Genomic DNA, 22,945 nt, shown 5'->3' on the forward strand with positions numbered 1-22,945 from the left:
GCTGAGTTCGGAATAGGACATAGGGGCAGCACCGTACCGGAAAGGTCAGGTGTTGCACTCAGTTTTCGCGGCCGCCCCCTTACAAGAACATGGAAGAAGGTGACCTTGTCGAGTTGTTCTGGGATGGTTGCTATGTCGCCTCGCGGCAGATTTTCAAAGCCGGTATTGGCCAGCCTGTCATGTTAAGAGTGCCAGAGAGTTTTATTCAAAATGGTACGGCTCGCCTTTACTACCGGGTGATGCATATCGGCAGCAGCCCGGTTCTTTCTGCGCAACTTAAAATATTGGTCAAACTTGACTGCCCTGGCGGCGAAGCCATTGGCGACGAAAACCAGGGCCTGGCCCCGCTTGTAATTCCGCAGCCCATCCAGCGCTACGGGGTTAACCCAAGCCAGATGAAACGCGGTGTTCCGGTGAGTATCGAACCCTATCGCAACATGGCCAACAATGACGCCATCACCCTGCTCTGGGGGGATGTACGCCTGGACTTGCCCAAACTGCGCAAAGTGGATATCGACAAACCCGTCAGCGTGTTCGTGCCCCCCCACATCATCCAGGAGGCTGGCGAAGACGCCAAGCTGGAAGTCACCTACTGCGTGATCGACCGCGTGGGCAACAATTCGCGCTGGGCACCGGCGCGAGTGCTCAAGGTAGGTGCCCCCAGGCTCTATCTCAACCCTGCCCCGAGGGAGGTACTGCACGCCGCAGAGCCCCGTCCCAACTGGCGTAACCAGGAGCAGGGAGCCAGGGAATCGTCTATCCATATTCCTAAAAGTTAGTTCTTAAAATTTTTATACTCGATTAGGGTATATGAACCGGACCACCGGACTCTCAGCTTTTATCCGCGCCGCACGAGCGGCGCTCCCATGAAACGTGAGGTAGGTATGGTCCGTAACACAATCACCCTTGTGCATAACGCCAGGGCATTGAGTGCAGCCAAGGAGCGCAACTAATGTCCAGCTTGGCCAATGCACACCTGCAAAGCGACCAGGATGTCGCGCCTCTGTTGCTGGCAGCGCAGGTTTTGCGCACCGACAACGAAGCCCTTGAAGCCGCACACACACTGGCTGCCAGCGCACGCGAACACGCGGGCAAACGCGACCAGCAACGCAAGCTGCCGTGGTCGCTCATAGAAGCCTTCACCCGCAGCGGCCTGGGCAGTATTTCCATTGCCCGCGAATTTGGCGGCCCCCAGGTGTCATTTGTGACCCTGGCTGAAGTGTTCGCGATCATCTCGGCTGCCGATCCGGCGCTGGGGCAAATCCCGCAAAATCAGGTTGGCATTCTCAGCCTGATCGCTGCCACGGCCACCCAGGCGCAAAAAGAACAACTGTTCTCCAGCGTGCTGCAAGGCTGGCGCATCGGCAATGCGGGCCCGGAACGCGGCAGCAAAAACACCTTGGACATTAAGGCCCGGATCATCGCCGATGGCGACGACTTCGCCATTAACGGTCAGAAGTTTTACTCCACCGGCGCCCTGTTCGCCCACTGGATTGCGGTAAAAGCCGTCAACGATGAAGGCAGGCAGGTCATGGCCTTCGTTCGTCGCGGTACACCAGGCTTGCGCGTCGTGGATGACTGGTCCGGTTTTGGTCAGCGCACCACCGCCAGTGGCACCGTATTACTTAACAACGTGCGGGTGGAAGCCGAACAGGTGGTCGACAGTTCGCGCCTCAACGATGCTCCGAACATTCAAGGCGCCGTGTCGCAATTGATCCAGGCCGCCATTGACCTGGGCATTGCCCGCGGCGCCATTGCCGACACCCTGAGTTTTGTCCGCGAGCGCTCACGCCCGTGGATCGACGCCAAGGTCGAACGCAACAGCGATGATCCTTATGTGATTGCCGATATCGGCAAACTGCACATTGAACTGCACGCAGCCGAAGCCTTGTTGCGCAAAGCCGGACGCGTTCTGGACGAAGTCAGCGCGGCACCGATCGACGCCCCTGGCGCTGCCCGCGCATCGATTGCGGTGGCCGAAGCCAAGGTGCTGAGCACCGAGCTGTCGCTGCTGGCCAGCGAAAAATTGTTCGAACTGGCCGGCAGCCGCGCCAGCCTTGCAGAGTTCAACCTCGACCGCCACTGGCGCAACGCCCGGGTGCACACCCTGCACGACCCGGTGCGCTGGAAATACCACGCCATCGGCGCGTATCGCCTCAACGGCACCCTGCCTGCCCGGCATTCCTGGATCTGACCCTGGAGACACCCATGTCACTGATATCCAAACAGGTCCCGGTTATCCACAGCGATGCCGAGGCCCTGAGCGTAGCCCGTGAACTGGCGGCGTTTTTCAAACGCGACAGTGCCCTGCGTGACCGCGAGCGGCGCTTGCCGTTTGATGAGCTTGAGCTGTTTTCCCATACCGGCCTGTGGGGCATCACCGTGCCCAAGGCCTACGGCGGCGCAGGCGTGTCCAGCGTCACCCTGGCGCAAGTGATCGCGCTGATCGCTGCGGCCGATGCCTCTCTGGGGCAAATCCCGCAAAACCACTTTTATGCACTCGAAGTTTTACGGGTCAATGGCACACACGAGCAAAAGCAGCGGCTCTATGCCGAGGTGCTGGCCGGAGAGCGCTTCGGCAATGCCCTGGCTGAAATCGGCACCAAGACTGCACACGATCGCACCACCCATCTGGCCCAGGCCGAACACGGCTACCGCATCACCGGCCGCAAGTTCTACGCCACTGGCGCACTGTATGCACAGCGGATACCTACCTCGGTTGTGGACGATAACGGCATCCAGCATCTTGCATTCGTGCGCCGCGACAGCGATGGCCTAAGCGTGATCGACGACTGGAGCGGTTTTGGCCAGCGCACTACGGGCAGCGGTTCGGTGGTTTTCGACAACGTACTGGTCGCAGCACAAGACGTGATCCCGTTTCAAAGCGCCTTCGAGCGTCCGACCCCGGTTGGTCCGCTGGCGCAGATCCTTCACGCGGCCATCGATACCGGTATCGCCCGCGCCGCCTTTGAAGACGCCCTGCATTTTGTGCGCAGCAAAACCCGGCCCTGGATTGATGCCACTACGGATATCGCCAGCGAAGACCCGCTGACCCTCAAAAGCTTCGGCCATTTGAGCGTACGTCTGCATGCCGCCGAAGCCCTGCTGGAACGTGCCGGAGCGTTTCTGGATATTGCTCAGAGCAACACCAGCGCCAGCACCGTCGCCGCAGCCTCGATTGCCATCGCAGAAGCCCGGGCCCTGAGCACCGAAATTTCCCTGGCCGCCGGCAGCACCCTGTTTGAGCTCGCCGGCAGCCAGGCCACCCTGGCCGAGCACGGCCTTGACCGTCACTGGCGCAACGCCCGCGTGCACACCCTGCATGACCCGGTACGCTGGAAGTACCACGCGGTAGGCAATTACTACCTAAATGATGCCAACCCGCCATTGCGGGGGACCATCTGATGAGCAAAAAGAAGATTCTGATCAATGCCTTCAACATGAACTGCATTGGTCATATCAACCACGGTCTGTGGACTCATCCACGTGACAACTCGACCACCTTCAACACCCTTGAATACTGGACTGAGTTGGCGCAGCTGCTGGAACGCGGGCTGTTCGACGGGCTGTTTATCGCCGATATCGTGGGCGTGTATGACGTTTATCAACAATCGGTTGATATGCCGCTCAAAGAGGCGATCCAGCTACCGGTCAATGACCCCCTGCTGCTGGTTTCGGCGATGGCTGCCGTCACCAAGAACCTCGGCTTTGGCCTGACCGCCAACCTGACCTACGAAACGCCGTATTTATTCGCGCGTCGCATGTCGACCCTGGACCATCTGACCCGCGGTCGCGTGGGCTGGAATATTGTTACCGGCTACCTCGACAGTGCAGCCAAAGCCATGGGCCTGACCGAACAGGTCGAGCATGACCGGCGCTACGATCAGGCCGATGAGTACCTGCAAGTGCTCTACAAGCTATGGGAAGGCAGCTGGGAAAACGACGCCGTGCTCAATGACCCGGCCCGGCGCATCTATGCCCGGCCCGACAAGGTGCACAAGATCAAACACGAAGGTGAGTTCTATCAGGTGGAGGGTTATCACCTTTGCGCACCGTCGCCGCAACGCACCCCGGTGCTGTTTCAGGCGGGCAGCTCGGATCGCGGCCTGGTGTTTGCCGGTCGCCATGCCGAGTGCGTGTTTATCAGCGGGCAGACCAAGGCAGCGACCAGAGCCCAGGTCGACAAGGTGCGCGCCAGCGCTGTGGCTGCGGGCCGCAACCCGGACGACATCAAGCTGTTTATGGGGATCAACGTGATCGTGGCGCCGACCGAGGCCCAGGCATTGGCCAAGCGTGACGAGTACCTGAGCTATGCCAGTGCCGAAGCCGGCGTGGCGCACTTTTCCAGCTCCACGGGTATCGACTTTGCCGACTACGAACTGGACGAGCCGATCCAGTACGTGAAGAGCAACGCGATCCAGTCCGCCACCAAAGTGCTGCAAAACAACGACTGGACCCGGCGCAAGCTGCTTGAACAGCACGCCCTGGGCGGGCGTTACATCACGCTGGTGGGTTCGCCTGCGCAAGTGGCCGACGAGCTGGAATCCTGGATTGCAGAAACCGGCCTGGACGGGTTCAACCTGACCCGCATCGTCACCCCTGAAAGCTACGTCGATTTTATCGACTTGGTGGTCCCCGAACTGCAGCGCCGGGGCTCTTATAAAACCGCTTATGACACTGGCAGCCTGCGTCAGAAGCTGTTTGTGGAAGGCGATGCGCACTTGCCGCAACGCCATACAGGTGCGGCCTTCAGGCACAGCGCATAACTGTTTTTTTGTGGGAGCGAGCCTGCTCGCGAAGCTTGCAGGACTGCCAAACTTTCGCGAGCAGGCTCGCTCCCACAGGGTTCGAATTCCGACTCTTTGACTGGGCAATTATCATGAACAAAAAACACGCACTGGTTCTGGCCCTCGGGCTGTTTAGCGGTTTGCTCCACGCGGCCGACAAGCCGCTCAAGGTCGGTACCACCGCCGCGTTCGCCATTCCCCTGGAAACCGCAGTGGCCGAGGCCGACAAGCAAGGGCTCAAGGTCGAGCTGGTGGAGTTCACCGACTGGATCGCACCCAACGTCAGCCTGGCCAGCGGCGATATCGATGTGAATTACTTCCAGCACATCCCGTTCCTGGAAAACGCCAAGGCCGCCGCCGGGTTCGATTTGGCACCCTACGCCAAAGGCATCATCAACAACGTGGGCCTGTACTCGAAAAAATACAAAAGCCTCGACGCCCTGCCTGAAGGCGCAACTGTTGCCATTGCCAATGACCCGATCAATAGCGGGCGTGGCCTGCAACTGCTGGCCAAGGCCGGGCTGATTACACTCAAGCCGGGCGTTGGTTACAAGGCGACGGAAGAGGACATCATCGCCAACCCGAAAAAGATCAAGATCCTGCAGGTTGAGGCCGTGCAACTGGTACGAGCCTACGACGATGCCGACCTGGTGCAGGGTTATCCAGCCTACATTCGCCTGTCGAAAACCTTCGATGCCGAGTCGGCCTTGCTGTTCGACGGCATCGACCACCCCGAGTATGTGATTCAGTTCGTGATCCAGCCCAAGAACAAAGACGACCCGCGTCTGGCCAAATTTATTGATATCTATCAGCACTCGCCAGTGGTCAAAGCTGCGCTGGATAAGACCTACGGCACTCTGTACCAGCCCGGCTGGGGAGGCTGACCATGAATGTGGCCATTGCTCGCGAGCGGCTCGATCAGCCGCAGCCCGGCGCCAACCACACCGAGCTGCACCCTGAGTTGAGCCACGCCCATGTGCGTTTTATCGGTATCGGCAAAACCTATGATGGCCGCCAGGGCCCTGTGGATGCCCTCACGGGTATTGATCTGGCAATCCAGCGCGGGGAGATCTTCGGCATCATCGGGCGCAGCGGTGCTGGCAAGTCGTCGTTGATTCGCACCATCAACCGCCTCGAACAGCCTACCCGCGGCCGCGTGCTGATCGATCAGGTCGATATCGCCAGCTTTGACGAGGACAAGCTGGTGGCGCTGCGGCGCAAGATCGGCATGATCTTCCAGCACTTCAACCTGATGTCGGCCAAAACCGTGTGGCAGAACGTCGAGTTGCCACTCAAGGTGGCGGGCGTGCCCAAGCTGCAACGGGAGCAGAAGGTGCGTGAGCTGCTGGAGCTGGTTGGCCTGCAAGGCAAGCACACGGCTTACCCGGCGCAACTGTCGGGCGGGCAAAAACAGCGTGTGGGCATTGCCCGTGCGCTGGTGCACGATCCGGCGATTTTGCTGTGCGATGAAGCCACCTCGGCCCTGGACCCCGAAACCACTCAGTCGATCCTCGGTCTGCTGCGCGAAATCAACCAGCGCCTGGGCCTGACCATCATCCTCATTACCCATGAAATGGCCGTGATTCGTGATATCTGTCACCGCGTAGTGGTACTGGAGCAAGGTCGCGTGGTCGAGCAAGGCCCTGTGTGGCAGGTCTTCGGCGATCCTCAGCATGACGTCAGCAAGACCCTGCTGGCGCCCTTGCAGGCGACCCTGCCTGAAGCGCTGCGTAACCGTATTTCGGCGCAGGCACAGTCCGCACAAGCCAGCGTGATCCTGCGCCTGCGTTTTACCGGCCGGCAGGCCCAAGAGCCTGACCTGGGCGCGCTGTTCAGCGCGCTGGGAGGGCAAGTGCGGCTGCTCCACGGCGGCGTCGAACACATCCAGGGGCATGCCCTGGGGCAACTGCTGCTCAGCGTAACCAGCACTTCGCTGGGCGCCGAAGAGCTGCGCAAACGGGCCGGGCAATGGGCACAACAGGTCGAGGTAGTGGGCTATGGGATTTGATCGTTTGTGGCAGGGGGTGATCGACACCTTCCTGATGGTCGGTGTGTCGTCGCTGATCGCGCTGGTTCTGGGCATACCGCTGGCGGTGATCCTGGTCACCAGTGGCAAAGGCGGGATTTATCAAGCCCCCACACTGAACAAGGCACTGGGTGCGTTCGTCAATCTGTTCCGTTCAATCCCGTTTCTGATTTTGATGGTGGCATTGATCCCGTTCACCCGCCTGATTGTGGGCACTACCTACGGCGTATGGGCGGCGGTCGTACCGCTGACCATCGCCGCCACACCGTTTTTTGCACGCATAGCTGAAGTCAGCCTGCGTGAGGTGGATCACGGTTTGATTGAAGCCGCCCAAGCCATGGGCTGTAAGCGCCATCACATTATCTGGCACGTACTGCTGCCCGAAGCCTTACCCGGCATCGTCGGCGGTTTTACCATCACCCTGGTGACGATGATCAATTCGTCGGCCATGGCCGGTGCGATTGGTGCCGGCGGGCTGGGTGACATCGCGTACCGCTATGCTTACCAGCGCTTCGACTCGCAGGTGATGCTGACCGTGATCGTATTGCTGGTGATTCTGGTGGCCGTGATTCAGCTGGGTGGTGACCGCCTGGCCCTGGCACTGAACAAACGCTGAGGTATAGTCGGCGGCCAGCCCTGCCGCCGACCGAGCCTGCGATGACCCTCGATGCAAAAACTCTCGAACAGATTGCCGCCACGACCCTGAGCCACTATCAACAGAGCGCCGAGGGCTTCCGTGAAGGCACCCGCGACCATGACGTGAGCCAGAACATCGACGCCCTGTTGCGTCATATTCAAGGTTCGGCGCCCTTCACTGTCCTGGATTTCGGCTGCGGACCGGGTCGCGACCTGCAGGCTTTCACCCGCCTCGGGCATGTGGCAATCGGGCTGGACGGCACCGAACGCTTCACCCAAATGGCCCGCGAAGACAGCGGCTGTGAAGTGTGGCACCAGGACTTCCTCAAGCTCGACTTGCCCGCTGAACGCTTCGACGGCATCTTCGCCAATGCTTCGCTGTTCCATGTGCCGACCCAGGAACTGGGTCAGGTGCTGGGCAAGCTGCATGCAGCCCTGAAATCCGGCGGCGTACTGCTCAGTTCCAACCCGCGCGGCGACAACCGCGAAGGCTGGAACGGTGAGCGCTATGGGGCTTATCACGACCTGGAGCACTGGCGGGCGATGCTGACGGCTGCAGGGTTTGCCGAGCTGGAGCACTACTACCGCCCGGCGGGCTTGCCCCGTGACCAGCAACCGTGGCTGGTGAGTGTGTGGCGTAAAACCCTGTAAACCTGTGGGAGCGGGCTTGCTCGCGATGCAGGCAACACGGTTTACCTGCGTGGCCGCGGTGATGCCATCGCGAGCAAGCCCGCTCCCACAAGGTGGCCTGGGTTAGCCGAAGAACCAGTAGCACACCGCAATCGCCGCCACCACGCCGGCAAACTCGGCCAGCAGGGCGCAACCCACCGCATGTCGGGCACGCTGGATGCCCACGGCGCCGAAGTACACCGCCAGCACATAGAACGTGGTTTCCGTGCTGCCCTGCACCGTGGCCGCCACCAGCGCCGGGAAGCTGTCCACACCCTGGGTCTGCATGGTCTCGATCAGCAAGGCCCGCGCCGCACTGCCCGAAAAGGGTTTGACCATGGCCGTTGGCAGCGCATCGACAAAGCGCGTATCCCAACCCAGCCACTCAACCACATGGCGAATACCGTCCAGGCCAAAATCCAGTGCCCCGGAAGCACGCAGCACACCCACCGCACACAGCATCGCCACCAGATACGGCAACAGGTTTTTCGCGACGTCGAAGCCTTCCTTGGCCCCTTCCACAAACGCTTCGTAGACCTTGACCTTGCGCAGCGCCCCGATCACCAGAAACAGCATGATCAGGCCGAACAGCGTGAGGTTGCCCAGGATCGACGACAAGCTGGCCAGCGCCGTGGCTGACAGGGTCGCCAGCAATGCCATGAAACCGCCCAGGATCAGCGCGCCAGGCACCAGGTACGCCAGCACCACCGGGTCCCACAGACGCAGACGCTGGACAATGGCCACCGACAGCAAGCCGACCAGGGTCGAGGCGCTGGTGGCCAGCAGGATCGGCAGGAATACCAGTGTCGGGTCCGGCGCCCCTTGCTGGGCACGGTACATGAAGATAGTGACCGGCAGCAGGGTCAGGGACGAGGCGTTGAGCACCAGAAACAGGATCTGTGCATTACTCGCACTGGTCGGGCTCGGGTTGAGCTCTTGCAGGGCACGCATGGCCTTGAGGCCGATGGGCGTGGCCGCGTTATCCAGCCCCAGGCCGTTGGCGGCGAAGTTCAGGGTGATAAAGCCCAGCGCCGGATGCCCAGGCGGGACTTCCGGCATCAGGCGCTTGAACAGAGGCCCCAGGGCCCTGCCCAGCCAATCGACGATGCCGGCTTTTTCGGCAATGCGCAGGAAGCCGAGCCATAACGTCAGCGTGCCGAAGAGCAAAATCATCACTTCGACGGACAACTTGGCCATGGCGAAGATGCTTTCCACGATCGCCGAGAAGATCCCCGCGTTGCCCCCCACCAGCCATTGGGCGAGCGCCGACACCGTAGCGACGACGAAAAAGCTGAGCCATAGGCCGTTGAGCATCAAGAAAACTCCTGGAAGATGATGCGAATGATAGCGGCCTACCCCCAGAAACAACAAACCCCGGCCAGGGCCGGGGTTTGTGGGAGTTGCGCTACCAGGCGAGGTTACTCACCTTTTGGCAGGGCTTCCTTGCTGCGCCAGTGCGGCAGCGAGTTCCAGTAGCGCTCGCCCTTGGCGTTGTCGTACATGCCTTCCCAACGGGAGATTACCAGTACCGCCAGGGCGTTACCGATCACGTTCAGGGCCGTACGGGCCATGTCCATCACACGGTCAACACCGGCGATAAAGGCCAGGCCTTCCAGCGGGATACCCACGCTGCCCAGGGTCGCCAGCAGTACCACGAAGGATACGCCTGGTACACCGGCGATGCCTTTGGAGGTCACCATCAGGGTCAGTACCAGCAGCAGTTGCTGGCTGATCGACAAGTCGATGCCATACAGCTGGGCGATAAAGATTGCCGCGATGCTCTGGTACAGGGTCGAGCCGTCAAGGTTGAACGAGTAGCCGGTCGGTACCACAAAGCTGCAGATCGCTTTCGGGCAGCCGTAGGCTTCCATCTTCTCGATCACGCGTGGCAGCACGGTCTCGGAGCTGGCGGTGGAGTAAGCCAGAACCAGTTCATCCTTGAAGATACGGATCAGCTTGAACACCGAGAAGCCGAACAGCTTGGCAATCAGGCCCAGCACCGCAACGGCGAAGAACAGGATGGCGCCGTAAACCAGCAGCACCAGCTTGGCCAGAGGCACCAGCGAGGCGAAACCGAAGTTGGCGACGGTCACGGCGATCAGGGCGAACACACCGATTGGCGCGTAGTTCATGATCATGTGAGTGACTTTGAACATCGACTCGGACACGCCCTGGAAGGTTTTCACCAGCGGGTCGCGCAGTTCGGCGTTCAGGCTCGACAAACCGAGACCGAAGAGCACCGAGAAGAAGATGATCGGCAACATCTCACCGCGAGCCATGGCCGCGAAGATGTTCGATGGAATCAGGTTGAGGATGGTCTCGATAAACGCATGTTCATGCGTGACTTCAGCTGCCGTGGCTGCGTACTTGGAAATATCGACCGTGCCCAGGGTGCTCATGTCGATACCGGCACCGGGTTGGAACACGTTGGCCAGCACCAGGCCGACCAGGATCGCGATGGTGGTGACCACCTCGAAGTAAATGATGGTTTTAAAACCGATACGACCGAGTTTCTTCGCATCTCCCACGCCTGCAATCCCGACAACCAGTGAAGAAATCACGATTGGGATTACGATCATCTTGATCAGACGGATAAAGATATCGCCGGCAGGTTGCAGAACGTTACTGATCCACCAGGCCTTTTCAGCACTGAAATGGTTAAGCAGCGCGCCGATTGCAATCCCGAGGACCAGACCAATCAGGATCTGCCAGGCGAGGCTAAGTTTTGCCTTCTTCATGTCATTACCCTTACTTCAAGTGGACTCGGGCAGAGGCTCTGAATAGAGCGCTTGAAAGCGCAAAAAGCAGAAACCGCCACCCCCGTAGAAGGTCGCCCAAACCGAGCCCGAAAGGCTCTTTGGCAGGCGAAAAAAGGCGCAACTATTCCCATGCATGAGGTGGCCGTCTAATGCCGTAAACGCCTACCCTATGCCGAATCGGCATGGGTTTTGTCCGACAAGACCTCAAATCGCCCCTCCTGAGAATCCACAGAATAGACGACATAAGTGCCGTAGACCGGCTGTTTCAAGGTCTTTTTGGCTAAGGAGGGGGTGGCATTAAGCCGCTTATATCCAAGAAATATCCGACAACACAAATCAGATATAAGTCCGGGCTATTTTTCTACAAGTCGATATACGGTCGACGTTTCGAAGTGCTGTTCAGGCCACATTTGTTTTCAAAAAAATGAACCCTGATAAGGCATTACAGCCGCCGAAAGATTTTCTCCGGGCACAAAAAAACCAAGGTAGAACCTTGGCTGCCTGCATCCATGTAACCGGTTTCATGCCCCTCGGCCGCCGCCCGTTACCAGGACAGCGACCGTAGCCTTAAAGGAGGGGGCGGTCATCTCTAGCCTCGACCGCGGCGACCAAAGATAAAGGACACCACAAACATCACCAGGAACACGACAAAGAGAATCTTGGCGATGCCGGTAGCGGTGCCCGCAATACCACCGAAGCCCAGGACAGCAGCGATGATGGCGATAATCAGGAAGGTAATGGCCCAACTCAACATGGTGATTCTCCTTATTACTGTGCGAAACAGGGTGATGAGGGTGTGTCTCGACGCCGATCAGGGCCTCAAGGTTGTGAACACTTAAAACACCCAACGTTCAGGTGCTGGTTGCGAGCGGGCGATTTGGGTTTCGTCCGAGGCTGCGAGTTCGTAACGGCCAGTGGTATCAGACACTGGGCCAAATGCCTTGAAGTGCTGCTGGGGAGCGATGTAGTGCTGTGCAGCGGCAACCGGCTGCGGTGCTTGCTCCAACCGGCCCAACTGCTGACCACCGATCAGGGTCACCGACAACGCAAGGCTGGCGAACAGACCTTGTTGCAGATGCAATGACGAAACACGCAAGTTGGAGAATTCGTGAATATTCATGTTCAAACTCCTGCCACCCGGTGGTCAATGTGAGGTTGAGCCGCTCTGTGCGACGCTCTGTACAAGGGTAATTGCAGGGGCCGTGCCAGCTTTTGGCACAATAAAAAACCGTTATAAATCAATATGTTATCTATTTGTTCGGATGGATTTGACGCGCAACCTGCACGATGCCCGGCCTGCGGGTCGGGCGTTCTGCACGATCAGGGGATACCACACGTCGCGTAGCAGCTGACTCGCGGAGCGAGGCTGCGTGCGGCGGCACAGCCGTCGCAAATCAGACACCACGGTGTGCCAGTAAAATCCGGTTTTCAGGGTTTACGACGGCTTCGCCGTCGGACGCAGCCTTGCTCCGCGAGTCAGCTGCTGCGAGAGGGATTAATTTCGACCTGCGACTCAACGCAAAAAGCCGCAAAATCAGCCAGTTACCTTATGCAGGCCAGAGCCTTCGGTGCTAGCCTCGGAATCAATCAGAAAAATCATGCAACTTGCCCGATTATTCCGACACTAACCAAGACCACATATAAAGGAACGTAGGAAATGGATTCAGCCAAAGAGCAACAGGGCCGCATTCTGCTGGTCGACGATGAGTCCGCCATCCTGCGTACATTCCGCTATTGCCTCGAAGACGAGGGCTACACTGTCGCCACCGCCAACAGCGCAGCGCAGGCCGACGCACTGCTGCAACGACAGGTGTTTGATCTGTGTTTTCTCGATCTGCGCCTGGGCGAAGACAACGGTCTGGATGTGCTGGCTCAAATGCGTATCCAGGCGCCGTGGATGCGTGTTGTGATAGTCACTGCCCACTCGGCCGTCGATACAGCCGTTGATGCGATCCAGGCAGGTGCCGCCGATTATCTGGTCAAGCCGTGCAGCCCCGACCAGCTAAGGCTGGCCACGGCCAAGCAACTGGAAGTGCGCCAGTTGGCGGCCCGGCTTGAAGCCCTGGAGGGTGAAGTACGCAAGCCCAAAGAAGGCCTCGACTCCCATAGCCCGGCCATGATGGCGGTGCTCGAAACCGCCCGCCAGGTGGCCGGTACGGATGCCAATATTCTTATTCTGGGCGAGTCGGGTACCGGTAAGGGGGAACTGGCACGCGCAATCCACGGCTGGAGCAAACGGGCGAAAAAGTCCTGTGTCACGATCAATTGTCCGTCACTGACGGCCGAGCTGATGGAAAGCGAACTGTTTGGCCATACCCGTGGAGCCTTTACCGGTGCCAGCGAAAGCACCCTGGGCCGGGTGAATCAGGCCGATGGCGGTACCTTGTTCCTCGATGAAATCGGCGATTTCCCGCTGGCCCTACAGCCAAAACTGCTGCGCTTTATTCAGGACAAAGAATACGAGCGCGTCGGCGACCCCGTTACCCGCCGCGCCGATGTACGGATTCTGGCCGCCACCAACCTCCACCTTGAGGACATGGTGCGCGATGGCCGCTTCCGTGAAGACCTGCTCTACCGTCTCAACGTGATCACCCTGCATTTGCCGCCGCTGCGCGAGCGCAGTGAGGATATCCTGACCCTGGCCGACCGTTTCCTGGCCCGTTTCGTCAAGGAATATGCTCGCCCTGCCCGCGGCTTCAGTGAGGAAGCCCGCCGGGCCCTGGCCAATTACCGTTGGCCGGGCAATATCCGCGAGTTGCGCAATGTGGTTGAGCGCGCGAGTATTATTTGCCCGCAGGAAGTGGTTGAAGTCAGCCATCTGGGCATGGCGGAACAAACGGTACCCAACGCCCCGCGCATTGGTGCTGCTCTGAGCCTCGATCAACTGGAGAAAGCCCATATCGGCGCCGTCCTGGCCACCAGTGAAACCCTGGATCAGGCAGCAAAAACCCTGGGTATCGATGCCTCGACGCTGTACCGCAAACGTAAGCAGTACAACCTGTGAGCCCGCGATGAAACTTGCGATCAAGCTGCGCACCCGCCTGTTCCTGAGCATTTCCGCGTTAATCACGGTGGCGCTGCTTGGCCTGTTGCTTGGCGTCGTCAGCGTGATGCAAATGGCGAAAACCCAGGAAGCGCTGATTCGTAACAACTTCATTACCCTCGATCTGGGCCTGAAACTGCGTCAGTCGCTGGGCGATCAGTTGGTGATGATGCTGCATAACCAGCCAGATCCCGAAGCGCTGAAGTCATCAGCCCGGGAGTATTTGAAGCTGCTCGACGAGGGCATCGAGCATGAGCGTAAAAACAATCTGCATAGCGGTTTTGCCCAGGCCCGGGAGGATTACAGCAGTTTTTTGCTGGCCTTCAACAAGGCCAGCGACGCGCAACTGAACCTGAGCAATGACAAGGATCTGACCAGCCGCTTCAATCAACTGCGCAACGGTCTGATTACCGAACACCGTCGTGCGCTCGACACCATATATGCCGCCCAGGCCGCAGCCCGGGATCGCGCCTTGGTCGTCGCCGCCTTGCTCGGCCTGGTCGGCATTGCCGTGCTGATCATCGGCTTTATCACTGCCCACGGTATTGCCAGGCGTTTTGGTGCCCCGATCGAGGCACTGGCCAAGGCCGCGGATAACATTGGCAAAGGCAATTTCGAAGTGGTGTTGCCGCTCTCCTCGGCCACAGAGATGAACCTGCTGACGCGGCGCTTTGGGATTATGGCCGAGGCATTGCGCCAGCATCAGGCAACCAACATCGACGAGCTGCTGGCGGGCCAGCAGCGGCTGCAAGCGGTACTCGACAGTATCGATGACGGGTTGTTGATGATCGATCAGCAAGGTCGGCTGGAGCACTTGAACCCCGTCGCACAGCGCCAGCTGGGCTGGGATGAAGGGCGATTGGGGCAGTCGCTGGGTGAGGCCTTGCAACGGCCGGAACTCGACCAGCAACTGCAAACAGTACTGCGCGGAGGCAGTCTTGAGCGCTTGCCGGAAGACTTGAGCGTCGACATTGAAGGCGAAACCCGACTGCTGACCTACAGCTTGACCCCGGTGAGCCAGCCCAAGGGGCCTATCCTCGGCGCCGTCATGGTGCTGCACGACGTCACCGAGCAGCGTGCCTTTGAGCGGGTACGCAGCGAGTTCGTGTTGCGGGCCTCCCATGAGTTGCGCACCCCCGTCACCGGCATGCATATGGCGTTCGGGTTGTTTCTGGAGCGTTCACGCTTTGATCCCCAGTCACGGGAAACCGACCTGCTCAACACGGTCAACGAAGAAATGCAGCGCCTGATGCAGTTGATCAATGACCTGCTGAACTTCTCCCGCTATCAAAACGGCATGCAGAAGCTGGCGCTGGCCCCTTGCAGTGTCGAACACATGCTCGAGGACGCCCGTGTCCGTTTCGCCGACCGTGCGCGGGTAAAAAATGTCGAGCTGCTGGTGCAGCTGCAACAACCGCTACCTGAGTTGCGGGCCGATCAGGCCCAGTTGGAGCGGGTGCTGGACAACCTGCTGGACAACGCCTTGCGCCACACCGCCAGTGGCGGGCAGATCTGCCTGCAGGCCAGGCGCCATGGGGAACGGGTGATTATCAGCATCGAAGACAATGGCGAAGGCATTGCCTATAGCCAACAAGGGCGGATTTTTGAGCCCTTTGTGCAAGTGGGGCGCAAAAAGGGTGGCGCCGGCCTTGGGCTGGCACTGTGCAAAGAGATTGTGCAACTGCATGGCGGGCGCATTGGGGTGTATTCGCGTCCAGGGCAAGGCACACAATTTTACATGGCCCTGCCATTGCTCTAGCTCATCAGTGCTTTTGCGTGTTCAACACTTTCAAAATGGCCGCACTTTCAGCATCCGGAGTGCCATCGTATCGCGAAGGCCTGAAATGCATCTGGAAGGCGGCCAGAACGTGGCGAGTGGCGACATCCAGCTCTCCAGTTTGCGGGGTTTCGTAGCCCAGAAGCGCCAGTTGCTGCTGGAACCAGGTGATGCTTGGCAAGTTGCTGGCGTACAGTGCTTGCTCCCGGGCTACGGCCCGGGCGTTCGGCCAGATGCCAAAGCCTGCGTCGACCAGGCGCTTCCAGGGAAACAGCGGGCCTGGATCCAGCTTGCGCAAGGGCGCGATATCGCTATGGCCAATAATGTTGCGCGGGTCGATCTGATAGCGGGTTGAAATATCTTTTAGCAGTGCGATAACCGACTGGACCTGACCCTCTGTATAGGGGTACCAGACTCGACCTTCGGGCGTATCGCGAAAACCCTTGTTGACGATTTCAATGCCGATGGAGCTGGAGTTCAGCCAGGTGCGGCCCTTCCATTGGCTTTCACCGGCGTGCCAGGCGCGCTGGTTTTCATCCACCAGTTTGTAAATGGTCGGCGGAGTATCCCCGACCAGGTAATGGCTGCTGACCGGACCGCGGGTTAACAGCTCCAGGGAGCGCTCCAGCGAGGTTGAGGTGTAGTGAAGCACCACAAACTGCACGCGGCTGTCGTGGTTGATCGAAGGATGACTGGTGTCCATGCGCAGACCGTTGCTGCAACCGGCCAGCAGGGCAAGGGACAAGATCAGGGCGGAGAATTTCATGGGCGAGAACAACACGACTGAGCAATTAATAGGCAAGCATACCTTACCGCCCGTGTCGTGCAGCTGTACCGGATGAAGACAAGGGCTGCGACCTTGTAAACACCAACAGGGTCGCAGCCTTCGTAAGGTGATTTATTTGCCGCACACCAGGTAAAAACTCATCGATGAATCCCCGGATGGCCCGTTGGCACCCAGCATCAAGCCTATAACATTCACTTCGGATCGGGTCGGTTTGCTCGACAATTTGGCGATGCCATAAAGGGTATGTTCATAGCTTGAATTGTCGTAAGTCGATGCCACACAAAATTTTGGCTCCTTTTGAAAGGCATCGGGCATCAGATTAACTTTATAACTGGCTGCATAATCGGGTTGGCTGGAGTATTCAATACTTTCAATCCAGTGCGGCGATTGTGCGGCCAGTGTTCCATCCTTGTTAATGGAGGCCGAATAGATCGGGGTTTTAGTGGCTGCACTTGCCGAAACAGTGCCCGTGATCAAAAAGAACACAGGTAACAAGTAAATCAATATTTTCATACACTACCTTTTACGGCCGTACACCGTACTGGCTTTATACCGGCGGGCTAGAGCCTGCAGTGCCCGGCGGCATTGTCGATGGGGGTTTGATAATGAGATGTCTACAGTGCCGTCGTTACTTGTCGGGTAACCAAACCGGTCTGTTATTTTATATAAGTCGCCCACTCACAACCCGTCAAGAAAGCCGCGAGGGAATCCGTTAATTAATTTTAAATACCGACAGGGACTACTTGCTGTCTAGAAAGTAACTACATAAAGCGACAAATAAATATCAAGTTTCAATAGTCGCTGCTTGAGGCTCCACGCAGTTACGTCCACGCCGTTTGGCCCGATACAGTGCTTCATCAGCCCGTTTAAGCACATGGTCACTGCGATCACCCGGCCTGAACGCGGATACACCGATAGACGTGGTGATGGTCACGGGTACGCCCTTGAAGTGGAACGGACAGGCCTGGATTGCTGCCCGCAGCTTCTCGATCAGATGCAAACCTGCGCTCATCGGCGTATCGGGCATCAGTAGCACAAACTCTTCGCCACCAAAGCGGGCAATAAAGTCGATCGGCCGCAGATGCTTGCGCAACTGGGTGGCAATGATCTTGAGCACCTTGTCGCCCGCCAGGTGGCCGTAACCATCATTGATACGCTTGAAATGATCGAGGTCGAGCATGGCAATCAGTAGAGGGTTACCGTTTTTTTGCCACTGATCGACTTCATATTGCAGGCGTTCGCCCCATGCCGCCCGGTTAGGCAGATCGGTCAGGGGGTCTATCAGTGCTTTTTGGCGCTGTTCTTCAAGATGCTCGCGATAGCCCTGGGCCTGCTGTTCCATGCTCGCGATACGCTCGGCCAGCCCCTGGAGGTGGGCCGAGACCTCCTGTTCACGGGCGATGCGCTGCTGCTGGTGCTGGTCCATCGTGCCCAGCAGCCCTTCGAGACGATTCTCCAGCAGGTGCTTGAGGCTGTTAAGGTCAACGGCGTCCTGCACGCTGTTTTGCAAACCGTCCACATGTTCGCGCAGCTGGCTGTGCAAGTCGTCGGCGGCGGATCGACCCTCGGCATGACCCTCGCTGGCCGCCTGGAGGTTGTTCTGAAATGACTCCAGGCGTTCATTGAGCTGTTTGAGGTAAGCCTCGAATTCATGCTGGCCGCTGTCAGTAATGGCCAGCATCAAAACCGCAAGATCGTCGAGGATCGGCAGTAATTCGTACCAGTTGAGCCCTTTTTCCAGACGCCGGCACATGGCCTCGGCCTGTGGCCTGTGGTGTTCAGGCAGCGACAGGCCGCTCAACAACCCGAGCAGTGTGGACTCAATGTGCTCGGCCACGCTGCTGTAGGTTGGCTCGGGGGCATCAGGCAAGGCATAGACAGCATCGACTTCGGCCAGCTCAGTCTGTTCGTCGAGCGGCGACTGCTCAACGAAATCCCGGGCTTGATCATTTTCGGCCTCAACCATCGCGACCACTGACTCAAGTGCACCGCTGGATGCATGCTCTTGAGCCTCTTGAGGTACCGAAGGGGACGGCTCGGCAAGCGCCTGGGCGTCATCGTCAGCCGTAGCAACGGGCGGCGAGGGCTGTGCTTCAACAATTACCGGTTCAGGCTGAGGCGTGGGTACTGCCGGCGGTTCGGCAACATGCGCTGGGACCACACTGTTCGGCGTAGCCGGTCGCGGCGCCTGAGTCTCAACCGGAATCGGAACCACAGTCGCTTCGCCAAGTGCCTTTTCAGCGTCTTGTGCACCAAATAATCGCTGTAACAAGCCCGGCTTGGGCGGCTGGGCGTCATTGAGTTGCGGCGCCAGTGCCTGCCCTTGCAAGTGACTCAGCTCACCAAGCAGCAGCGGTATTTCTCGGGCGTGCGTCACCCGGTTTTCGAGCTGTTTGGCATAGGCCTTGAGCGGCTTGCTGACCTCACGGGGCAGTGGCAGGGCCTGCAGTTGGGTGACCAGCGTATTGAGCGCTGCGCTGACTTGCTCAACCCGGGTTTCACGTCGCTGCTCGGAGTCGAGCACGGCTTTTTCAAGGCGCGGGAGCAAGGCGGCAAGGGCGGCGTCCATCTCATTGGTGCGCACCGCTTCGCGCATTTCTTTCATGCATTGGTCGACCGTGCGGTCCGTGCCCTCAGCGGCCAGGGTGCTACGCACCAGGCCACGGCGCAGCAAGTCGAGGCGGGCATTCCAGCGGCGCTCAAGCTTGTCTTGCAGCTCCACGCTTTTAAGGTATTTCTCTTTCCAGCGCGCGGCCTCGTCCCTCATGCCTTCGCCCCGTTGTCAGGCGGGCGCAGCGCGATCTGGGAGTCGACGCCGACAGAGCCTGGCAGACGGATATCGACGGCTACCGGCAGATGGTCCGAGATAGGCTGATCCAGTACCTGGACGCGCTCAAGGGTCAGGCTTGGGCTGAGCAAAATATGATCCAGGCAACGTTGCGGGCGCCAACTGGGGAAGGTGGCCTCCATTTGCGGCGCCAGCAGCCCGAGGTCCCGCAGTGGCGAGGTGTGCAGCAGGTCGTTGGCATGGGTGTTCATGTCGCCCATCAACACCTGGTGCTGATAGTCGCCAATCAACTCGCGAATATAGGCCAGCTGCCGGGTGCGGGTTTTGGTTCCCAGCGCCAGGTGCATGACCACGACCACCAAAGCGTCGGGGCCTTCACCAAAGCGCACCAGAATCGCACCACGCCCCGCAGGGCCGGGCAAGGGATGATCTTCAATCGCGGCAGGGCGCAACCGGCTGAGCACACCATTACTGTGCTGGGCCAGACGCCCTAGATTGCGATTGAGTTGTTGATACCAGTAGGGAAATTCGCCCTGCTGGGCAAGATACTTGACCTGATTGATGTAGCCAGAACGATGGCTACCACCGTCGGCCTCTTGCAGGGCGACCAGGTCGAAGTCGCCGAGCAGGTCACCAATACGCTCCAGGTTACCGGCTCGCCCCTTATGGGGGAGCACATGCTGCCAACTGCGGGTCAGGTAATGCCGGTAACCCTGGGTGCTGTTACCCACCTGGATATTGAAACTGAGCAGTCGTAAACGTCGATCATCCGGCATCCCGCAGGACGCCAGATGATCTTCGTTGATCTGCGGCTCATGCAGACCAACACTTCGCTCGCCTTTCCAGCGGAGCATGGGCGAGGGCGCCGCTTAGTTTTTTGCGCCCGCTGCGCGCTCTTTGGCGATCAGCTGGTCGGCCACGCTCAAAGCGCCTTCAGGGCCACCGGCAGTGCCCAGGTCGAAGCGGTACTTGCCGTTGACGACCATGGTCGGTACGCCGGAGATTTGATAGGCCTGTGCCTTCTTCTTGGCGTCTTCAACTTTGCCTTTGACGGCGAACGAGTTGTAAGTGCTCAGGAACTTGTCTTTATCGATGCCTTCACCGGCCAGGAAATCAGCCATTTCTTCTGGGGTTGCCAGCTTCTTGCCGTCGTGGATGGCCTGGAACACGGCTTTGTGAACCTTGTTTTCAACGCCCATGGCTTCAAGGGTGATGAACAATTGGCCATGAACATTCCAGATCCCGCCAAACATGGCAGGGATACGCACGAAGCTCACGTCGGCGGGCAGTTTTTCTGCCCAGGGATTGATGGTTGGCTCGAATGCAAAGCAATGCGGGCAGCCATACCAGAACAGCTCGACCACTTCGATCTTGCCAGGCACGGCAACCGGAACGGCGCTGCTCAGCTCTACATATTGTTTGCCCGCTTCAAGCGGCTCGGCAGCTTGAGCGGTCATGCCAAACAGGCTGGCACTGACGAGAGCGGCGCTGAGAATCAGATTACGCATGCTTTACTCCTGGACAGATAAGGTCATATCAACGTGACCTGTATTCAGACAGGTCCATGCTGGCTTGAGTTCGATAGTGTAACTGTAGACGCGATGCAAAAGGGCAGCCGAAGCTGCCCTTTGAGGTTCACATTCAAGGATTAAACGATCGTTAACGTGACCTCTGGTATCAAGACCTGGCCCCGCCGACCGTACAGACCTTAGTGCAGGCCTTGAATATAGCTGGCCAGCGCCTTGATGTCCTTGTTGCTCATTTTGGCCGCGATGCCGCGCATGATCATCGAGTCACCATCGTTGGTGCGGTCGCCTTCACGGAAGTCTGTCAGCTGTTTCTCGATATAGCTGGCGTGCTGGCCGCCCAGGTGCGGGAAGCCGGCAGCGGCAAGGCCCTGGCCGTCTGGCGAGTGGCAGCCGATGCACGCTGGCATGCCTTTCTCAAGGTTGCCACCACGGAACAGGGCCTCACCCTGGGCTACCAGGGCCGGGTCAGCAGCGCCAACCGAACCTTTCTGGCTTGAGTAGTAGGCCGCGATGTCGGCAAGGTCCTGATCGTTCAGGTTCGCCAGCAGGCCGGTCATTTCCAGCACCTGACGCTTGCCGTTCTTGATTTCATGCAACTGCTTGAGCAGGTAGCGATCACCTTGCCCGGCCAGCTTGGGGAAGTTTGGGGCCATGCTATTGCCGTCCGGACCGTGACAAGCGCCACATACAGCGGTTTTTGCCTGACCTGCAGCAGCATCACCTACCACAGCGGTGCTAGCAGCCTGGGCAATACCGCTGACGCCCAAGGTCAACAGCAGACTCACGAGTAATTTGTTCATCAGCTAATCCAACTACGGCTAAGGGTTAAAGAGTTATGGGCCGGGCTCACTCGCTTATCCACTGTAGGACAGTTCGGTAATCCTCGACACTGCAGTCCATGCACAAACCACGCGGCGGCATCGCCTTGAAACCCTGGGTCACATGTCGTACCAGCGCCTACATACCTTGCTCTTACCTTGGCCTATTAGCTGACCAGCATGGCAGACAATACAAACGCGGTTGTACACAGCTTCCGGATCCTGTGTAGCCTGAATGCTGTAACGTGGCATCAAGACACCGTCACCAGCAGTCATAAAACGACCTTTTCAGGGTTGGGAGCCTGCTGCGTTCTAATGCGCAACCTGGGTTTTTTGCTCCCGTGTTCTTCATCCTACGCTGGGACAAAGCGCACACAAAATCTGCGGCATTATATACTGGCGTCACTGAAACGGAAACGACACGCTCGCCGCGTCCATTCCTGACGCCGCTCACATCGGAAATCCCATGCAACTCAAGAACCCCATTCTCGGTCTGTGCCAACAGGCCACCTTCATGCTCAGCGCTGCCAAAGTCGATCAATGCCCCGATGACGAAGGCTACGAAGTCGCGTTTGCCGGGCGCTCCAACGCCGGCAAGTCCAGTGCACTCAACACTTTGACCCACGCCAGCCTGGCGCGCACGTCGAAAACTCCGGGCCGCACTCAGTTGCTGAACTTCTTCCAACTGGACGAAGAACGTCGCCTGGTCGACTTGCCGGGTTACGGTTATGCCAAGGTGCCGATCCCGCTGAAATTGCACTGGCAGCGCCACCTTGAAGCATATTTCGGCAGCCGTGAAAGCCTCAAGGGCGTGATCTTGATGATGGATATCCGTCATCCAATGACCGATTTCGACCTTTTGATGCTGGATTGGACCGTGTCCAGCGGCATGCCTATGCACATTTTGCTGACCAAAGCCGACAAACTGACGTACGGCGCTGCAAAAAATACGCTGCTTAAAATCCAGTCGGACATTCGCAAGCAATGGGGCGATGCCGTCACCATCCAGTTGTTCTCCACGCCAAAGCGCATGGGCCTGGAAGAGGCGTACACCGTGCTGGCACGCTGGATGGAATTGCCGAACAAAGGCGAAGAACTGGTTGAAGCTGACGAGTAACAAATCGCAGGCAAAAAAAACCCCGGACTTCGCATGGGGGGAAGGAGGTCCGGGGTTCAAGTACTGAACCGCTAGGGCGGGGTTCAGGTATCTGCCAACACTTAACACAACATTAGGAGCTTTGAAGGGCTTCACCACTCATTCAATAAATCTGAGTGGTGTTGGCAGATTTAGTTCCGGGAGCTTAAAAACTCTTTGGAATAAGCCCG

General features: G+C 58.6%; 20 protein-coding genes and 2 pseudogenes. 11 read left to right on the forward strand and 11 right to left on the reverse strand.

The window, feature by feature from the left end; all coding sequences use genetic code 11:
- Positions 1 to 77: 77 nt before the first annotated feature.
- The 8 genes and pseudogenes from GHN92_RS22115 to GHN92_RS22150 all read left to right on the forward strand — a co-directional run.
- Positions 78 to 779: pseudogene (locus tag GHN92_RS22115) on the forward strand (hypothetical protein); the annotation flags it as partial.
- 173 nt (positions 780 to 952) lie between these two features.
- Positions 953 to 2,194, forward strand: coding sequence for an SfnB family sulfur acquisition oxidoreductase (locus tag GHN92_RS22120; protein WP_095017895.1), 1,242 nt, complete (start codon positions 953 to 955; stop codon positions 2,192 to 2,194).
- Positions 2,195 to 2,208: 14 nt separating this feature from the next.
- Complete coding sequence (locus GHN92_RS22125) at positions 2,209 to 3,405, forward strand: SfnB family sulfur acquisition oxidoreductase (protein WP_094999658.1); 1,197 nt, start codon at positions 2,209 to 2,211, stop codon at positions 3,403 to 3,405.
- Positions 3,405 to 4,766: an LLM class flavin-dependent oxidoreductase gene (locus GHN92_RS22130; protein ID WP_094999659.1), complete on the forward strand. Its 1,362-nt coding sequence runs from the start codon at positions 3,405 to 3,407 to the stop codon at positions 4,764 to 4,766. Before GHN92_RS22125 ends, GHN92_RS22130 begins: the two co-directional genes overlap by 1 nt.
- A 113-nt stretch (positions 4,767 to 4,879) precedes the next feature.
- Positions 4,880 to 5,671: a MetQ/NlpA family ABC transporter substrate-binding protein gene (locus GHN92_RS22135; protein WP_094999660.1), complete on the forward strand. Its 792-nt coding sequence runs from the start codon at positions 4,880 to 4,882 to the stop codon at positions 5,669 to 5,671.
- A gap of 2 nt (positions 5,672 to 5,673) precedes the next feature.
- A complete protein-coding gene (locus GHN92_RS22140; protein ID WP_094999661.1) occupies positions 5,674 to 6,795 on the forward strand; it encodes a methionine ABC transporter ATP-binding protein in 1,122 nt (373 codons plus the stop codon).
- Positions 6,785 to 7,429 (forward strand): methionine ABC transporter permease, encoded by a 645-nt coding sequence (locus tag GHN92_RS22145; protein WP_153381126.1) that lies wholly within the window; start codon positions 6,785 to 6,787, stop codon positions 7,427 to 7,429. Before GHN92_RS22140 ends, GHN92_RS22145 begins: the two co-directional genes overlap by 11 nt.
- A gap of 41 nt (positions 7,430 to 7,470) precedes the next feature.
- Entirely contained in the window at positions 7,471 to 8,100 is a 630-nt protein-coding gene (locus GHN92_RS22150) for a bifunctional 2-polyprenyl-6-hydroxyphenol methylase/3-demethylubiquinol 3-O-methyltransferase UbiG (RefSeq protein ID WP_094999663.1), read from the forward strand.
- Positions 8,101 to 8,202: 102 nt separating this feature from the next.
- Here the strand turns inward: GHN92_RS22150 and GHN92_RS22155 are convergent, their stop codons facing one another.
- The 4 genes from GHN92_RS22155 to GHN92_RS22170 form a co-directional block, all read right to left on the reverse strand.
- The gene (locus GHN92_RS22155) at positions 8,203 to 9,432 is read right to left on the reverse strand and encodes a nucleoside recognition domain-containing protein (RefSeq protein ID WP_094999664.1); all 1,230 of its coding nucleotides are present in this window, start codon (positions 9,430 to 9,432) and stop codon (positions 8,203 to 8,205) included.
- Between the two features lie 104 nt (positions 9,433 to 9,536).
- On the reverse strand, positions 9,537 to 10,856 hold the full coding sequence (gltP, locus tag GHN92_RS22160) for a glutamate/aspartate:proton symporter GltP (protein ID WP_094999665.1): 1,320 nt from the start codon (positions 10,854 to 10,856) through the stop codon (positions 9,537 to 9,539).
- A 610-nt stretch (positions 10,857 to 11,466) separates the two neighbouring features.
- On the reverse strand, positions 11,467 to 11,631 hold the full coding sequence (locus GHN92_RS22165; RefSeq protein ID WP_019828122.1) for a DUF1328 domain-containing protein: 165 nt from the start codon (positions 11,629 to 11,631) through the stop codon (positions 11,467 to 11,469).
- A gap of 81 nt (positions 11,632 to 11,712) precedes the next feature.
- Positions 11,713 to 11,997 (reverse strand): hypothetical protein, encoded by a 285-nt coding sequence (locus GHN92_RS22170; protein ID WP_094999666.1) that lies wholly within the window; start codon positions 11,995 to 11,997, stop codon positions 11,713 to 11,715.
- Between the two features lie 537 nt (positions 11,998 to 12,534).
- Here GHN92_RS22170 and algB point away from each other — a divergent pair.
- Positions 12,535 to 13,881, forward strand: a complete 1,347-nt coding sequence (gene algB / locus GHN92_RS22175; RefSeq protein ID WP_094999667.1) for a sigma-54-dependent response regulator transcription factor AlgB — start codon at positions 12,535 to 12,537, stop codon at positions 13,879 to 13,881.
- Between the two features lie 7 nt (positions 13,882 to 13,888).
- Entirely contained in the window at positions 13,889 to 15,679 is a 1,791-nt protein-coding gene (locus GHN92_RS22180; protein WP_153381128.1) for an ATP-binding protein, read from the forward strand.
- A 4-nt stretch (positions 15,680 to 15,683) separates the two neighbouring features.
- Here the strand turns inward: GHN92_RS22180 and GHN92_RS22185 are convergent, their stop codons facing one another.
- The 7 genes and pseudogenes from GHN92_RS22185 to GHN92_RS24280 form a co-directional block, all read right to left on the reverse strand.
- A complete protein-coding gene (locus GHN92_RS22185) occupies positions 15,684 to 16,463 on the reverse strand; it encodes an N-acetylmuramoyl-L-alanine amidase (RefSeq protein ID WP_153381130.1) in 780 nt (259 codons plus the stop codon).
- Positions 16,464 to 16,595: 132 nt separating this feature from the next.
- A complete protein-coding gene (locus tag GHN92_RS22190; RefSeq protein ID WP_095017890.1) occupies positions 16,596 to 16,997 on the reverse strand; it encodes a hypothetical protein in 402 nt (133 codons plus the stop codon).
- A gap of 271 nt (positions 16,998 to 17,268) precedes the next feature.
- Positions 17,269 to 19,251: a diguanylate cyclase gene (locus tag GHN92_RS22195; RefSeq protein WP_153381132.1), complete on the reverse strand. Its 1,983-nt coding sequence runs from the start codon at positions 19,249 to 19,251 to the stop codon at positions 17,269 to 17,271.
- The gene (locus tag GHN92_RS22200; RefSeq protein ID WP_094999672.1) at positions 19,248 to 20,126 is read right to left on the reverse strand and encodes an endonuclease/exonuclease/phosphatase family protein; all 879 of its coding nucleotides are present in this window, start codon (positions 20,124 to 20,126) and stop codon (positions 19,248 to 19,250) included. Before GHN92_RS22200 ends, GHN92_RS22195 begins: the two co-directional genes overlap by 4 nt.
- A 15-nt stretch (positions 20,127 to 20,141) precedes the next feature.
- Complete coding sequence (locus GHN92_RS22205; protein ID WP_016782754.1) at positions 20,142 to 20,780, reverse strand: thiol:disulfide interchange protein DsbA/DsbL; 639 nt, start codon at positions 20,778 to 20,780, stop codon at positions 20,142 to 20,144.
- Between the two features lie 200 nt (positions 20,781 to 20,980).
- Positions 20,981 to 21,601: a cytochrome c gene (locus GHN92_RS22210; RefSeq protein WP_153381134.1), complete on the reverse strand. Its 621-nt coding sequence runs from the start codon at positions 21,599 to 21,601 to the stop codon at positions 20,981 to 20,983.
- Between the two features lie 46 nt (positions 21,602 to 21,647).
- A pseudogene (locus GHN92_RS24280) lies at positions 21,648 to 21,895 on the reverse strand (cytochrome c5 family protein).
- 190 nt (positions 21,896 to 22,085) lie between these two features.
- On the opposite strand from GHN92_RS24280, the gene yihA reads away from it, so the two are divergent.
- On the forward strand, positions 22,086 to 22,736 hold the full coding sequence (gene yihA / locus GHN92_RS22220; protein ID WP_094999674.1) for a ribosome biogenesis GTP-binding protein YihA/YsxC: 651 nt from the start codon (positions 22,086 to 22,088) through the stop codon (positions 22,734 to 22,736).
- The last annotated feature ends 209 nt before the right edge of the window (positions 22,737 to 22,945 follow it).

Source organism: Pseudomonas sp. FSL R10-2964 (genome assembly GCF_009600035.1).
Classification (GTDB): domain Bacteria; phylum Pseudomonadota; class Gammaproteobacteria; order Pseudomonadales; family Pseudomonadaceae; genus Aquipseudomonas; species Aquipseudomonas bubulae.